Raw genomic sequence first — 15027 nt, 5'->3', positions numbered from 1 at the left:
GGCAGTGTTCGTCATTACATGACGATCCCGGCCCCTTGTGCCCGATCCGCCGCGTTTTTCTCCGCCAGATAACGCGCCGGGGGTTTGCCCACCGCTTTTCTGAACATGGTGACAAAGCCGCTGGCACTCTCGTAACCCAAATCCAACGCCACGCGCTGCACGCTGTCGCCCTGGGTCAGCCGTTGCAGCGCCAACACCACGTGCAATTGTCGCCGCCAGTGACCAAAACTCATGCCCATTTGCTGTTGCAGCGTGCGGTTGAGCGAGCGTTCGCTCATGCCAATACGCTGCGCCCACTGGCTGAGTGTCGCCTTGTCTGCCGGGTTGGCCAACAGGCGCTCGGTTAACTGGCGAATGCGCGGGTCATTGGAGACTGGCAGGTGCAGGTTCTCAACCGGCGCTTTGACCAATTGATCCAGCAGCACGCTGGCCAGGCGTCCTTCGGGCCCCTGTTGGTCATACAACTGTTCGAACCCGCTGGCCTGGAACAGCAGTTCGCGCAGCAGCGGGGATACCGCCAGCGTACAGCATTGGGTCGGCAACCCCGCGATGGCATCCTGATCGACAAACAGGCAGTAGCATTCGCTGGCACTGGCCCCTTGTGCGTTATGCAGCACATTGCTGGGCATCCACAGCGCACACTGCGGCGGCACCAGCCACAGACCGTTTTCCACCTCGCAACGGACCATGCCGCGCACCGTATAAATCAGCTGTGCCTTGCGGTGCCGGTGATGGGTGATCTCCCAATCTTTATCAATGGTGGAACCCTGCACGGCAAAAATGGCGCGCGGCACCTGATCGATATCGAAACGCGGCTCGGTGATAAAGGTCATGAGAATAATTCTCAGTTTGGCGTGATTGAAAAACATTATGTCCTGATTGTGCAATGTGGTCTAGCACGGCGACCGATACAGTGAGCGCTGGTTTTCGCACTCTCAGGAGATATCGTATGTCACTAGACTCCACCACCTTTCCGCTGGTGTGGATGCGTCAACTCGCCGCCGGGCAACCGCAAGACACTGTCGCCGAGTTCGCCGAGTTCAGCCGTTTATTGCAACGTGAGCAGGCGTTCGTCCTGTTGTGTGACCGGCGTATGGATGAGAACGGTGAACAGGATCGTGATGAGCGAACCCAAATTGCATTGTGGAAGCGCGATCATCGGGAGGCGTTGGCGCGTTGGGTAAAGGGCATGGTGCTGATTGAGCCGGACGACGTGCGGCGGCAAGCGGCGGCAGAGTTTGTCGATTTTGCCAGCCGTTTTTGGGGCTACCCGGTGCAGGTCGTGGCCAGTGAGGCTCAGGCCCGTGAGCTGGCGCAACGCTGGCTGGATCAATAAGGAGGCGCTATGTATCAGCAACAGGTAATTGCGTCGCTGCTGGCCTGGATCGAGCAAAATCTCGATCAACCGCTGACGCTCGACGATATCGCGGCTAAATCAGGTTATTCCAAATGGCACCTGCAGCGGCTGTTTAAAGAGTTAACCGGTGAGATCCTGGGAACTTATGCCCGGCGCAGAAGGCTGACGGCTGCCGCGCGTGAACTCCGGCTCACCAGCCACGGTGTCGCCTTCATTGCCGACAAGTACCAGTTTGATTCCCAGCAGACTTTCACTCGCTGTTTCAAAAAGCAGTTCGGTATGCCGCCAGCCGGTTACCGCCGCAGTGCGGACTGGTCAGGGCAGGGCATGCAGCCCCCACTGCGCTTGACCGAAGGGCCGTTGCCGCAGGCAGAGATTATCACGCTACCGGCGATGCAATTGGTCGGGCGTACTCAGCATCGTAGCTGTACGCTGGGGCAACTGCTGCAGTCGAAAAATGAGCTGCGTCAGCACGCCTGGCGTCAGATTATACCGATGGAGGCTGAGTCGTCGTCGGTGGTCTATGGCCTCACCAGCCTGGAGGCCGACAGCCGGCAGCGGGGTGGGCAACGGATGGCTTATACTCTGGCACTGGCGGACGAGAGAGCGGAAGGCGAAGCGGTCCTGATCGAGCAGGGCGACTACGCCAGCTTTGCCTATCAGGGGCAGGTAGAAGAGTTACAAAACTTTATCGCCCGCCTGTACGACACCGCGATGCCAATGATGAAAGCCGTTCGGCGGCCGGGTAAGGATATCGAGCGTTTCTATCCCGCAGCAGGTGGCGTTTGTAGCGCTGGTGGCTCGGCGATCCGCTGTGAATATCTGATCCCCATTCGCCGGATGTCGCCGTCAACCGCCGCGTTTTAGCGGCGGTTTTCACAGTTACTCCTCTTCGTGCCGCACCAGGTTACAAAAAAGTTCGATATTGCGCCGGTAATGTTTCACACTTAGGTCGATGTGCACATATAATGCGCATCCGGTCATTCATGGCCGAAATAACCTATAACTGCCAGTGGCCACAACCAACACGAAGATGAAAATGAGCATTCGCGCGTTACTAACCCTGTTTACGGCACTGGTGGTATTCAGCCAAGCTGCCTTCGCCGTTGTCTATCCTTTACCTGCCAAAGACAGCCGTCTGGTGGGTGAGAACATCCAAATCACCGTACCGGAAGACAGTAAGCTGCCGCTGGAGAGCTTTGCCGCTCAATACCAGATGGGCCTGAGCAATATGCTGGAAGCCAACCCGGGTGTGGATCCGTTCCTGCCGAAGGCCGGCAGCACCCTGACCATCCCACAGCAGTTGATCCTGCCGGACGCACCGCGTGAAGGCATTGTCATCAACAGCGCCGAGATGCGTCTGTACTACTACCCGAAAGGCACCAACACGGTGATCGTGCTGCCAATCGGTATCGGCCAGTTGGGTAAAGATACCCCGTTGAACTGGACCACCACGGTGCAGCGTAAAAAAGACGGCCCAACCTGGACGCCAACCGCCAAGATGCGTGCAGAATATGCTGCTGACGGCGAGATCCTGCCTGCGGTATTCCCGGCCGGTCCGGACAACCCTATGGGTCTGTATGCATTGTACGTCGGTCGTCTGTACGCGATCCACGGCACCAACGCCAACTTCGGTATCGGTCTGCGCGTAAGCCACGGCTGTGTGCGTCTGCGTGCTGACGACATCAAGTTCCTGTTCGACAACGTGCCGGTCGGGACTCGTGTGCAATTCATCAACGAGCCGATCAAAGCCAGCGTCGAGCCGGACGGTTCCCGTTACCTGGAAGTGCACAACCCGCTTTCTGCTAACGAAGAGCAGCTGAAGTCGAAAGATCCGGTGCCGTTGACCATCTCTGCGCCAGTAGGCAAAGTGATGATGGACCCAGCCGTTAACCAGAGCGAAGTGGACGCGGCCATCAAAGCCCGTTCCGGTATGCCGGTTAAAGTGAACTGATTAAATCAGTGCTGCAAACAAGACGCCTTAGGGCGTCTTTTTTTATGGCTGAAAACCACTGTTTTGCGTACAACCCCGCAACTATTTACTTGTCGTTACTCCTGCTGATTTAAAAGTTCGGTGCTATTGGCAAATTTGGGTTTCCTCTGTTGCCCTGAACGCACATAGAGAAGATGTTGGTGGACTAAGTCGTCATTGGAAAGTACATCACTAAGTGCTACATTTATTGCCGATAGGATATCAGCCGCCATGCGTACTTTTAAAACCAAGTGGTTTACGAAAAAAGCTTATGCTCATGGCATAACCGATGTGGTTTTGTGCGAAGCAATTCAGGATGTACAGAGAGGTTTAGCTATTGATTTAGGTGGCGGCGTATTCAAAAAACGTCTGTGCCGTAATCGCGATCGGGCGCTGGTATTGGCAAAAAATGGCAATAGTTGGGTGTATACCTTCCTGTTCGCTAAGCAGGATCAGGCCAGCATCAATCCGGCGGAATTACAGATATTCCGAAAACTGGCAGCACACTATGGCGGCCTGACCACCGAGGCGATAGCTGCACTAGTCGAACAAAACGAATGGGTAGAGATTTGTCATGAAAAATAAAGCTGAGTTTCGCAGCCCTGCATTTGAAGCTACCCACAGTGCAGCGGAGGGGTTGTATCGAGTTGGGGCTATTTCACAAGAAACTATGCGCAGTTTTGATGAGTCTTGCCTGACACCGTTGGAAATATTACAACCTTATCAGATCAAGGCGTTGCGTGAACAATTGCATCTGAGTCAGCCGGTTTTTGCCCGTTATTTGAATACCAGTTTATCAACCATTCAAAAATGGGAGTCAGGTGCAAAACTGCCGGGGGGCCCGTCACTAAAACTACTTTCTCTGGTGCAAAAGCACGGTCTGAAGATCTTGCTATAAAGTGTCAGGATAATCACAAACTACCTGCCTATGCATTAACCGTTATAAGTTCCCCGTCTTTATTATTCCATTAAAAATCATATCCAATTAACCAGTTATATAACCCCTCTGACCAGTTACTCGCTGGGAATATTCTCTCAAAATGTGTTCACTGTGAGAATAAGATCACACAAGCGTAACAAAAGGTAAACATAGGCTCTCTATATTGGCTGCTTTGCTTTTGGGAGGGAGTGCCATGCGTAACTGGAACGAGCCGAAAAAGAACAAAGCACACATCGAACTGATCCCGATGATCGACGTGATGATGTTTTTGCTGGTGTTTTTTGTGTTGATTAGCCTGAACGTGATCCCGGCCCTCGGGCTGAAAACCCAGTTGCCGTCCGCCGGTAGCGCCCAACAGTTGAAACCGCAGAAGAAGGCGATCATTACGCTGGGTGCTGAAGACCAACTTCAACTCGACGGTCAGCCGCTGGCGCTGAGCGCACTGGTCAGCACGCTGAAGCAACAGCAGCAGGAAAACCAGACCACCACCATTATCGTCAACAGCGACAAAGGCGTCGCGGTAGAGCGGCTGGTGGCGGTGATGGATAACCTGCGCCAGGGCGGTTTCTACTCCGTCTCTATCGCCACACGGAAGCTGTGACATGTATCTGCTCTATCGTTCACGTCACCTTTTCAGCTGGTTGCCAGCGTTGATCGTCGTGGGCTGCGTGCTGTTTGCCAGCCAACAGGCAGCGCTGAAAATTCAGCCACGCTATGACGAAACCACCATGGAGCTGGCGCTGGTCGAACCGGATCCTGAGCCTCAGCCGGAACCACCGGTGGAAACCCCGCCACAACCCGAACCCCCGCCGCCGGAGCCGGAAGCTATTCCTGAGCCGATCGTACCGGCCCCGGAGCCGATTATCGAAGCCAAGCCGGTGCCCAAACCGCAGCCGAAACCCAAGCCAAAACCGGTGAAAGAGAAAGCCAGGCCGGTGGAAAAGGCCAAACCTGTCGCGGCCACTGCAGCGCCCAGGGCATTGGTCAGCAAGCCGGCGGTACAACCTACTCCGGCAGCCCCGGCGGCGCCGAAAGTGAATACGCAGGCGATCGAAAACGGTTATCTGCAGGCGTTGCGTCGTGAGCTGGAGCAGCGCAAGCGCTACCCCAGCGGTCGGCAGGCTTCTCTCGAGCGACCTCAGGGCAACGTAGAGGTGTGGCTGGAGGTCGATCGCAGCGGTCGGGTGCTCTCGTCCGGTATCGCCAATAAAGCTACCAACATGCTGCTTAACCGTGCGGCGCTGAGCAGCTTGCAAAGCATCAGCCAGGTGAAACCTTTCCCGAGTGAGGCTTTCAACGGGCAAACAACAAAACGATTTTCAGCCACGTTCAATTATCAGGCGCCTTGACGCCTGGCATAACAGTTTGATCTTTATGGGATGGGAACAATGAAATCTTTCAATCGATCTGGGATTTACCTGGCAGTGATGTCGGCGATATTGCCGGGTACGGCGCTGGCGGCGGACTCGACCGACGTCGGCACCATCAACGTAAAAGGGCAATCGCTCGGCGGCGGCATGATGGTGCAGGATGATAGCGCCAAGTCGCGCTCTACCATCACCAAAGAGGCGATGGATAAAATGCCAGCGGCGGCCAATGCCATCGACAAACTGAAATACACTCCGGGCCTGAACGTCAACAGTAACGACGCCAGCGGCCTGAGCGGCGTTGATTACACCATGCGCGGCATGAACTCCGATCAAATCGGTCTGTCGATGGACGGTATCCCGATCAACGACTCCGGCAACTATGCGGTGTATCCGAACCTGCTGGGCGATTCGGAGAACCTGGAAGAGATATTCGTTACCCAGGGTTCCTCTGAGGTGGACGGCCCGCATATCGGTTCCAGCGGCGGTAACATTGGGATGGTGACACGCCGTCCCGCAAAAGATTTCGGCGGCTTCGTCAAACAGACGCTGGGCAGCAACAACCTGAGCAAAACCTTTGCGCGTCTGGAGACCGGTGAGTACAACGGCTTCAGCAACTGGATCTCCTACTCACACACCGAGGCGAAAAAGTGGCGCGGGGAAGGGCGTGAGTACTCCAACAAGTTCGAAATGAGCTCGTTGTATGAGGACGGTAACGGCAACAGCAGCAACCTGATCATGAAGTACAACCAACAGAATAACGTCAACTACAGCACCCTGAGCAAGGCGCAGTTTGAAAATGACGGCCGTGATACCGACTACGCCACCTCGCCGGAATACAACAGCAAGGGCCAGTTGAACAAGTACTACAAACTTAACCGTAATCCGTTTGACACCTTCACCCTGTCGTTCACCCAGAAGCTGCAACTGCGCGACAACCTGTCGTTGACCTTGCAACCCTATTACTACTGGGGTAACGGCGGCAGTTTCAGCGGCCAAACGGCTTCGGTGCTGTCCAATACTTCGGATAAGGCCGGTCAGTATGATCTCAGCAACCTGAAATCAAACACCTATTACCGCCCATCCTGGACCCAGACCTGGCGCCCGGGTATCACCACCAAGCTGAAGTGGGATATCAACGACCAGCACAGCCTGGATATCGGTTATTGGTATGAGCGTGCGCGCCAGTCGCAGACCCAGCCGTTTATCGGCATCAAGGACGACGGTAACCCGGAGCAACTCTCGGGTAAACCGGGCGGATCCGATCAGGTCAAAGATGCCAACGGCAACACCGTGCAGGGGCGTAATCAGTACACCATCACCCCGGCGCAAAAAGTGTGGCTGCAGGATACCTGGTTCGCCACGCCGGACTTAACCTTCGTCGGCGGGCTGGCCTATCAGTACGTTGAACGCAATGGGGATAATAAAGGCAGCCTGTATAACGTGCCGGAAAAGCGTGATGCCAGATACCATGAATTCCTGCCGAACTTCAGCGCCAGCTACAAGCTGAACCCGGAAAATCAGGTGTTCTATAACCTGACGCGTAACATGCGTACCCCACCAAACTACGTGTTGTACAACGTGGGTGACTCGATCAGCACCAAACCGGAGCTGAGCTGGAACCATGAGTTGGGCTGGCGCTTCGAGCGGGAAGACATGCTGATGAGTGCCACGCTGTTCTACATGCGCTACAGCGATCGTCAAATCTCCACCACCAACCCGGCCGGTGACTACGAGATGATGAACATCGGCAACGTCGAGAACAAAGGGCTGGAGCTGGAGTGGAGCGGCCAATTGCCGCATAACTTCAACTACTACACCTCGTACACTTACACCGAGTCCAAGCAGAAGAGCGACATTGTCAGCAACGGCGGCCTGCCGCTGCCAACCAGTGGCAAAGAGGTGCCGAACGTCCCGAAAAACCTGCTCAACATGACCCTGGGTTATGACGATGGCCTGTACTACAGCAGTGTGAGTGGCAAATACGTCGGTTCGTTCTACGGCGACCTGACCAATGACGAGAAGATTGGCGGCCGTACGGTATTCGATCTGGCCGCGGGCGTGCATCTGCCGGTGGACAAAAAGATCGTCAAGAGCGCGGCGTTGCGTTTTGGTATCAGCAGCCTGTTTGACAAGGAATACCTGACTTCGGTGCGCACCACCACCTTCAACGCAGCGCCTTATGGCGGCGTGAGGGCCAGTACGCCGTACTACAACGTTGGGGAAGAACGTACCTTCAGCGTGTCGCTGGAAGCCACCTTTTAACTATTTATACTCTGCGGCCTGAAAGCCGCAGGGTTGGAGGATTGAATGATGAATGCCAATCTGTTGCACGACATTATTTTCTACGTGATGTACGCCGCGCTGGCGATAGCCCTGGTGATCATTATCGAACGCGCACTGTATTTCGCTTACACCCAACGTCAGGCTCGCAAACTGGAGCAGGCGCTGACGCTGGACGTGCGCCGTACCGCCGATCTGCCGGATGAGCTGACCCAACGCAACAGCCTGCCGCTGGCGGTGATCTCACCGGTGCTGGAGCAAAAACACCGCGCTGGTGACCGCGAAGCGATCGGCGATCTGATCGACGCCCAGTACTTGCTGAGTAAACCGTTGATGGCGCGTGGCCTGTGGCTGCTGGAAACCATCGTGACCGCTGCGCCGCTATTGGGGTTGTTGGGTACGGTGATGGGGATTATCGAAACCTTTAAGGCGCTGGCCGCCTCCGGGGTCTCCGAGCCGAGCCTGGTCTCTGCCGGTATGGGCACCGCGTTGTACGCCACCGGGTTGGGTATCGCCATTGCGTTGCTGTGCCTGGTGGGTAACAACTATCTGCAAAGCCGCATGGAGCGGATTAACGAACTGCTGAAGGTGCTGCTGATCCGTGCCGGTGCGCCAACCAGCCGCCCGGAAAACGGCAACCGCGAGCAATGGGTTGACAGTGAGGCACCGCGCTATGCCTAATGGCCATCAACCACGGCGGCCGCTGGGCCGCCTTTACACTGCGTTATGGGGTAGCTGTCTGTTGATGTTGAGCCAGAGTGCGGCGGCGCGTTTTGATATTCCCGGCTATGAGTTGGTGTATACCGCGCCGGTGGAAACCGCGTTGCAGGCGGATGACCTGCGCAACACCGCCGAAGTGTGGCAGCAGATGTTCGATGCGGCGAAAACCCGCATCGATCTGGGCCAGTTCTACGTGGCGAATCAACAGGGTTCGCTGCTGGACGGCGTGCTGCAACACCTGAAAGCGGCGGGCGAGCGCGGGGTGAAAATCCGTTTTCTGATGGAAGAAAAGGGCATCCGCATCTCTACCCCTGAGACGCTGGAACAGCTAAAAGCGATCCCTAATCTGGAACTGCGCATTATTCCTTACCAGCGGCTGAGCGGCGGGATTTTGCATGCCAAATATCTGCTGGTGGACGGTAAGCAGGCGTTTGTCGGCAGCCAGAACTTTGACTGGCGTGCGTTGGCGCATATCCATGAAACCGGGCTGCGCATCAGCGATGCCGGGGTAGTCGGGCAGATCCAGGCAATCTTCGAGCAGGACTGGCAAGCGCAGGCTCTGTTGGCGGCGGATAAACCGGTACCACAACTGCCTTACCAGCCAAAGACCGAAACGCCGCAGGGTAATTATTTGGTCGCCAGTCCACGCGCCTATAATCCGGCGGGGGTGATTGACTCACAGGTGGAGTTGCCGCGTCTGTTGGCAACCGCCAAACAACGCGTGCGGGTGCAGGTGATGGACTATGCGCCACTGTCTTATGGTCCGGAACACAGCCGACCTTATTACGCGGTGATCGACAATGCCCTGCGCAGTGCCGCCGCACGCGGCGTGAAGATCGAGCTGATGGTGGCCAACTGGAACACCAAAAAGCCGGATATTGCCTGGCTGAAAAGCCTGGCGGTGGTGCCGAATGTGCAGATAAAGATTGTCACTATTCCTCCGGCCAGCAGTGGCTTTATCCCGTTCGCCCGGGTGATCCACAGCAAAATGATGACCATCGACGGCGAAACGGCGTGGATCGGCACCAGCAACTGGACCGGCGGTTATCTGGATAACTCGCGCAATCTGGAACTGGTGCTGCACAGCCCGGCGATGAGCCAGCGGGTGGATAAGCTTTACAGCCAGCTGTGGGACAGCGTTTACGCCGAACCGATCAAGCTGGATTATGACTACCCGACCCCTAAACCGGGCGGCGAATCCTGATAGCGAAAATAGAGTGGTGGTCAATGCTTATCATTGGGTGACATTTCACATCTGTATTCTTTGAAGGAAATGTTGTTCTCGCCAAAATAGGCAACGGAGACCCTCCCTTTTTCCAGTTCAGCGACAGTCGCTTCTGGCGGCAGATTAGCGCATTGATAGTTGGCATGATAATGAAGCTCAACAAGGAATTTCTTTGCTATAAGACTGACTGTCGGTGAACTGATGTTAAAAGTACTGTGCATGCCTGCGACCATCAAAGACGCCAGTATTAATGGAGCGGCTATACGCGGCAGAATAATGAGTTTTTTCACTTCCAGCTGCTTGTCCTCATCGGAAGAAAGACGTTTTTTACCGGTGATAAGACGCTGCGTCATGCGATTAATTAATTTCGGTGCGAGTATCTGTAACGGCATGATGAAGCCCATTGGAATGATGATGGCTAACCATTCGATCATCGCCATTGTTATAACGAACAGCAGGATGATGCTCAAATAAGCGATTGGTGCATAGAGGGTCGCCAAAATATTGGTCATTTCCGGGTAAAAACGCGAGCTGCTGTGTGTGAGTTCCGTCAGCCAACTCTTTGACATTGCAGATGAGATGTAAAATGCCAATGTTCCAACACCGGCCAGCAACACTTTACCGGCCAATCTTGCCCAGGTTTTTTTTATCATCCATTCGCACCTGGATTTTAAATCCAACAGGGCGGCGAGCGCATAAATTCCGACGCTGAACTGCATCAACAGCAGGCTATGTACATCGATAAATAAAACGTAGGGAATATGCAGGATAATGAGGAGAGTCGCGAGATAAAGCAGAAATTCGGTGAAAATAGACAGTTTGTAAAATTTTCTTGTATTGACCACCAATCGCCAGTACCGCCTGATTAATCTGGATTTTATTGTGGGGAGAAGGGTCGCCGTTCTAAGTAAAAACATCGTCGGTAATGCCAAAAACAAACACAGGATAATGGCATAAACAATATAGTTTTTGTTGTATAAAAATAACGCCAAGAAGGCTAATAAAATAATTATTACAAATTGGGTGCGTCGTTTTCCTGGTGGGATTTTATTTAAAAGAGATTTGAGCGAGTGGCGGCTCATCATTAATTCCTTGAGAATAAAAAATGGACGCCGCCCAGAGTAGCATTTTTTAGTCTGCCCTCATAACAAGAGCAGACTTTGAGGTTATGTCCGCCAGCCGGCTTGTTCCAGCGCGGTCAACAACTGCTCCGCGCTTAACCCTTCTGCCCGATGGCCGTTACCGGAAATGGTATTGGCTGCCAATAGGGCATTGATAATCGCCTCTTCCACTGCCTCGGCCGCCGCCGCAAACAGCTCGGAGATGTAGTCGTTATTCACCATCTGTAACGGGGTGGTGAAGGCCCCTTTGTTGGCGTAATCGGCAGGCGGTAGCCCGTCGTTGCCGGTGGCGAAGGCGATAAAAATATCGCCGCTCGAATCCTCGGTGCCACCGCCGGTGCGGGCGATACCGATGCTGGCACGTTGGGCCAGGCGGGTGCATTGGTGCGGCAATAGCGGCGCGTCGGTGGCCAGGGTGACGACGATCGACCCCATGCCTGGATGCGGCAGCTGCGGGGTGAATGGCGAATGAATATGCCCCAGATGACGGCCCACCGGGTAGCCACCGACCAGCAGCGAGGCACGTTTGCCGTGGTTGGCCTGCACGATGGCGCCGACCGTCCAACCGCCGCGATCGGCAGGCAGGCGGCGGGAGGCGGTGCCGCTGCCCCCCTTGAATTCATGGCAGATCATGCCGCTGCCCCCGCCGACCGCCCCTTCCTGTGGCAAGCCGTTATGCGCTGCTTGCAACGCCTGTCGTACATGCTCGGGCTTGATGTGAAAGCCGTTGATGTCGTTGAGCAGGCCGTCGAAGGTTTCCATCACCACCGGCATGTTCCAGTACAGCGCCTTATCGTCGGCGGGCAGCGCCTCGCGTTCCAGGGCGATCAAAGCGTCGCGCACCACGCCGACGCTGTGGGTGTTGGTAAAGGCTATGGGGCTGGTGAGCAGGCCGGCTTCGCGGATCCACTCCAGCCCGGTGGCGTCGCCGTTGCCGTTGAGCACGTGCACCCCGGCAAAGCAGGGAGACTGCCGGGCCTGACCGGCACGCGGTTCAACCACCGTGACGCCGGTACGCACGCTGCGGCCATCGGCCAGATCGGCATGGATGCTGGCATGACCCACCCGGACGCCGGGCACGTCGGTGATGGCGTTCAGCGGGCCGGCAATGCCGTGGCCGATTTTAATGCCCAAATCCTGAGCGCGCTGCGACATGGTTATTCTCCTTCAACTGAGGGTTCAACGAGCGGGATGGCCTGCCGGTTACGCAGGTAGCTCAGCACCAGACCAAAACAGAAGATGCCGGCAATGATAATAAAGTCTTTCAGGCTGCTGGCGATCAAAATTGTCCACAACACGTACAGACAGCCGATCAGTGCGATCGCCACCGGCAACGGCCACAATGGCATCAGATACGGATGGTGGAAGTGCACACGGCGGCGACTGATCAGCGCGGCGATGGCCATGATGATGTACACCAGCAGCAGCAGGATCACGGTAAAGGAGGTCAGGTCGCCAAGGTTGGAGCAGAAGGCCAGCAGCGCCGAGGGGATGCCGAACAGTAGGGTGGCGATCCACGGCGTGCCGAAGCGCGGGTGAATTTTTTTCAGCGCGCGGTTCACCTGCGGCAGCCAGAAACCGTCACGTCCGCTGGAGAACATCATTCGGCTGAACTGCGCCACGATGGCGATAATGGCGTTGAATACCGACAGGTAAATCGCGCCGCTGACCACCCGTGCCAGTGTCGGCCCGCCCAGTTGGCTGACCACGTAACCGACCGGGTCGGCCTGCTTGGCCATTTCAACCAAAGACGGCGCACCGATCAGCAGCGCGGTGAAGGGCAACAGCTCGACCAGCACCACAATCACCAGCGTCAGCATGATGGCGGTGGCCATGGGTTTACCTTGCTCACGCATGTCTTCCGCCATATACACCGCCGCGCCGTAGCCGTTATAGGAAAACAGCGCCACGCCGACCATGGCGACAATCAAAGGGACGGAAACCGGGGCCAGCAGCCCTTCGGGGTTGAGCATCACCGGCGAGGTGAGTATCTCCGCGCTCTGGTGCGGGTTGCTGAACCCCAGCCAGGCGATGAGGCCCAATACCGCGACCTCTACCACCAGGAAGGTGCCGGTCAACAGCGCGTTGGCCTTGATGTTGAAGATAGCGCAGGCACCGCCGATCAAAATGGTGACCATACCGGCGGTGGAGGCGTCGAACTGAGTGCCCAGGGCAGTATTTAAGTAGGGCACCGCACCGGTGGCTAAAACTGCCGGCACAAACAGCGCGGCGCTGAGGATAAACAGGTAGGTCTGCAACCCGCACAGGGTGCCGAACAGCCGTTTGATGATGCTGTATTCGCCCCCGGCGCTGGGGTGCGCGGCCCCCAATTCGGCGTAGCATAAAGCGATGGTGGCGGCGATAAAGGCGGCGATCAGAAACGAGATAAAGGCGCCACTGCCGGCGCTGGCGATGGCCAGCGGGGCGATAACGAAGATCGAACTGGCCGGCGTGACGCCGGAGGCGGTAATCATCACCACGTCGAGGACGCTGAGATTGCCTTTGAATTTGTGTTCTGTCATGGCTTAACCCTGCCCGGATGGGAAACTGAAGCTGGCATATTGGGCATCGCTGGATGAGGGCCAGCGCTGGGTGATGGTTTTACGTTTGGTGTAAAACCGGACGGCATCCGGGCCGTAGGCGTGCAGGTCGCCAAACAGCGAGCGCTTCCAGCCGCCAAAGGAGTGGTAGGCCACCGGGACCGGCAGGGCGACGTTAATCCCCACCATGCCGACCTGAATATGGCTGGAAAAGTAGCGTGCCGCCTCGCCGTCGCGGGTGAACAGGCAGGTGCCGTTGCCGTATTCATGGGCATCAATCATTGCCATCGCCTCCTTCAGCGACGCTACCCGCACCACGCCCAGCACTGGGCCGAAGATCTCTTCCTGATAAATCCGCATGCCGGGTTGTACGTGGTCAAACAGCGTCGGGCCGATGAAGTACCCCTGGCTGATTTGCCCGTTGTCATCCCGTACCGCCAACTCACGGCCGTCGACCACCAGGCTGGCACCTTCGTCAACGCCCTGATCGATATAGCCTTTCACCTTCTGAAAATGATCGTGAGTGACCAGCGGCCCCATGTCGTTGCGGTTGTCGCTACCGGCACCCACTCGCATATTGGCCATTTGCTGCCGTAGCCCGGCGATCAGCGCGTCGGCGGTGTCGTTGCCCACCGCCACCACCAGCGGGATTGCCATACAGCGCTGTCCGCAGGAACCGAAGGCTGCCCCCATCAGCGCGCTGACGCTACCGGCGATGTCGGCGTCCGGCAGCACTACGGCGTGGTTTTTCGCCCCGCCCAAGGCCTGCACCCGTTTGTTCTGGCCGCAGCCGGTGTGATAGATATGCTCTGCCACCGGCGTTGAGCCGACAAAGCTCACGGCTTTAACCCGTGGATCGTGCAGCAGGGTTTCTACCGCCTCGCGGTCACCGTTAACCAGGTTCAGCACCCCGGGTGGCAGCCCGGCCTCTGACGCCAGTTGAGCAATGTACAGCGTGGAGGAGGGGACGCGTTCGGAGGGTTTCAGCACAAAGGTATTGCCGCAAACGACCGCCATCGGCCACATCCATAACGGCACCATCGCCGGGAAGTTAAACGGCGTGATGCCTGCCACCACCCCCAGCGGCTGGAACTCACTCCAGCAGTCGATACCCGGCCCGGCATCCTTGCTGTGCTCGCCTTTCAGCAGCTCCGGCGCATAGCTGGCGTACTCAATATTTTCGATACCGCGCTGCAATTCGCCCATGGCATCGCTGAGCACCTTGCCGTGTTCGGCGGTAATCAACTGACAGATGTGATCAGCGTGCTGCTCCAGCAGGGCTTTAAGACGAATCATGATCCTGGCCCGCTTCAGCGGCGGGGTATCGCGCCAGGCCGGATAGGCCCGTTCGGCAGCGTCGATGGCGCTTGCTACCGTGGCAGGGTCGGCCAGCAACACCTGCTGTTGCGACAACCCGGTCGCCGGATCGAATACCGGCTGGCTGCGGCTGCCGCCAGTGGCGGACTGACCGTTGATCCAATGTGCAATGGGCATGGTATTCG

15 protein-coding genes are annotated in these 15027 nt (G+C 56.6%); 10 read left to right on the top strand and 5 right to left on the bottom strand.

Annotation, left to right across the window (positions count from 1 at the left end; translation table 11 throughout):
* Nucleotides 1–14: 14 nt before the first annotated feature.
* Complete coding sequence (locus OC597_RS13045; RefSeq protein WP_262208982.1) at nt 15–833, bottom strand: AraC family transcriptional regulator; 819 nt, start codon at nt 831–833, stop codon at nt 15–17.
* Between the two features lie 116 nt (nt 834–949).
* Between OC597_RS13045 and OC597_RS13040 the strand changes: the two genes are divergently transcribed.
* The 10 genes from OC597_RS13040 to OC597_RS12995 all read left to right on the top strand — a co-directional run bounded on the left by OC597_RS13040 (nt 950) and on the right by OC597_RS12995 (nt 9843).
* Nucleotides 950–1336 (top strand): hypothetical protein, encoded by a 387-nt coding sequence (locus tag OC597_RS13040; RefSeq protein WP_262208980.1) that lies wholly within the window; start codon nt 950–952, stop codon nt 1334–1336.
* Nucleotides 1337–1345: 9 nt separating this feature from the next.
* Nucleotides 1346–2224 (top strand): helix-turn-helix domain-containing protein, encoded by an 879-nt coding sequence (locus OC597_RS13035; RefSeq protein WP_261257124.1) that lies wholly within the window; start codon nt 1346–1348, stop codon nt 2222–2224.
* A gap of 166 nt (nt 2225–2390) precedes the next feature.
* On the top strand, nt 2391–3311 hold the full coding sequence (locus OC597_RS13030; protein WP_099063206.1) for a L,D-transpeptidase family protein: 921 nt from the start codon (nt 2391–2393) through the stop codon (nt 3309–3311).
* Between the two features lie 249 nt (nt 3312–3560).
* Entirely contained in the window at nt 3561–3914 is a 354-nt protein-coding gene (locus OC597_RS13025) for a type II toxin-antitoxin system RelE/ParE family toxin (RefSeq protein ID WP_262208978.1), read from the top strand.
* Nucleotides 3904–4227, top strand: coding sequence for a helix-turn-helix domain-containing protein (locus OC597_RS13020; RefSeq protein WP_261424921.1), 324 nt, complete (start codon nt 3904–3906; stop codon nt 4225–4227). Before OC597_RS13025 ends, OC597_RS13020 begins: the two co-directional genes overlap by 11 nt.
* Before the next feature lie 235 nt (nt 4228–4462).
* Entirely contained in the window at nt 4463–4870 is a 408-nt protein-coding gene (locus OC597_RS13015) for an ExbD/TolR family protein (protein WP_012005055.1), read from the top strand.
* A 1-nt stretch (nt 4871) separates the two neighbouring features.
* Complete coding sequence (locus OC597_RS13010; protein ID WP_261424919.1) at nt 4872–5618, top strand: energy transducer TonB family protein; 747 nt, start codon at nt 4872–4874, stop codon at nt 5616–5618.
* 39 nt (nt 5619–5657) lie between these two features.
* Nucleotides 5658–7901 carry a TonB-dependent receptor family protein gene (locus OC597_RS13005; RefSeq protein WP_262208976.1) on the top strand — a complete coding sequence of 748 codons (2244 nt, stop codon included), beginning with the start codon at nt 5658–5660 and terminating at the stop codon, nt 7899–7901.
* A 48-nt stretch (nt 7902–7949) separates the two neighbouring features.
* A complete protein-coding gene (locus OC597_RS13000; protein WP_112349051.1) occupies nt 7950–8600 on the top strand; it encodes a MotA/TolQ/ExbB proton channel family protein in 651 nt (216 codons plus the stop codon).
* Nucleotides 8593–9843, top strand: a complete 1251-nt coding sequence (locus tag OC597_RS12995; RefSeq protein ID WP_262208975.1) for a phospholipase D-like domain-containing protein — start codon at nt 8593–8595, stop codon at nt 9841–9843. The genes OC597_RS13000 and OC597_RS12995 overlap by 8 nt, the downstream gene beginning before the upstream one ends.
* 20 nt (nt 9844–9863) lie before the next feature.
* Here the strand turns inward: OC597_RS12995 and OC597_RS12990 are convergent, their stop codons facing one another.
* The 4 genes from OC597_RS12990 to OC597_RS12975 form a co-directional block, all read right to left on the bottom strand.
* The gene (locus tag OC597_RS12990) at nt 9864–10949 is read right to left on the bottom strand and encodes a hypothetical protein (protein WP_261285530.1); all 1086 of its coding nucleotides are present in this window, start codon (nt 10947–10949) and stop codon (nt 9864–9866) included.
* Between the two features lie 81 nt (nt 10950–11030).
* Nucleotides 11031–12140, bottom strand: coding sequence for a DmpA family aminopeptidase (locus OC597_RS12985; RefSeq protein WP_262208972.1), 1110 nt, complete (start codon nt 12138–12140; stop codon nt 11031–11033).
* 2 nt (nt 12141–12142) lie between these two features.
* Complete coding sequence (locus OC597_RS12980) at nt 12143–13507, bottom strand: APC family permease (RefSeq protein WP_207977968.1); 1365 nt, start codon at nt 13505–13507, stop codon at nt 12143–12145.
* A gap of 3 nt (nt 13508–13510) precedes the next feature.
* Nucleotides 13511–15019, bottom strand: a complete 1509-nt coding sequence (locus OC597_RS12975; RefSeq protein ID WP_262208971.1) for a CoA-acylating methylmalonate-semialdehyde dehydrogenase — start codon at nt 15017–15019, stop codon at nt 13511–13513.
* Between the last annotated feature and the right edge of the window lie 8 nt (nt 15020–15027).

It is taken from the genome of Serratia proteamaculans (assembly GCF_946227095.1).
Lineage (GTDB): Bacteria > Pseudomonadota > Gammaproteobacteria > Enterobacterales > Enterobacteriaceae > Serratia > Serratia proteamaculans_E.
The sequence above is the reverse complement of the archived record's forward strand: the minus strand, read 5'-3'. Positions and strand labels throughout refer to the sequence as shown.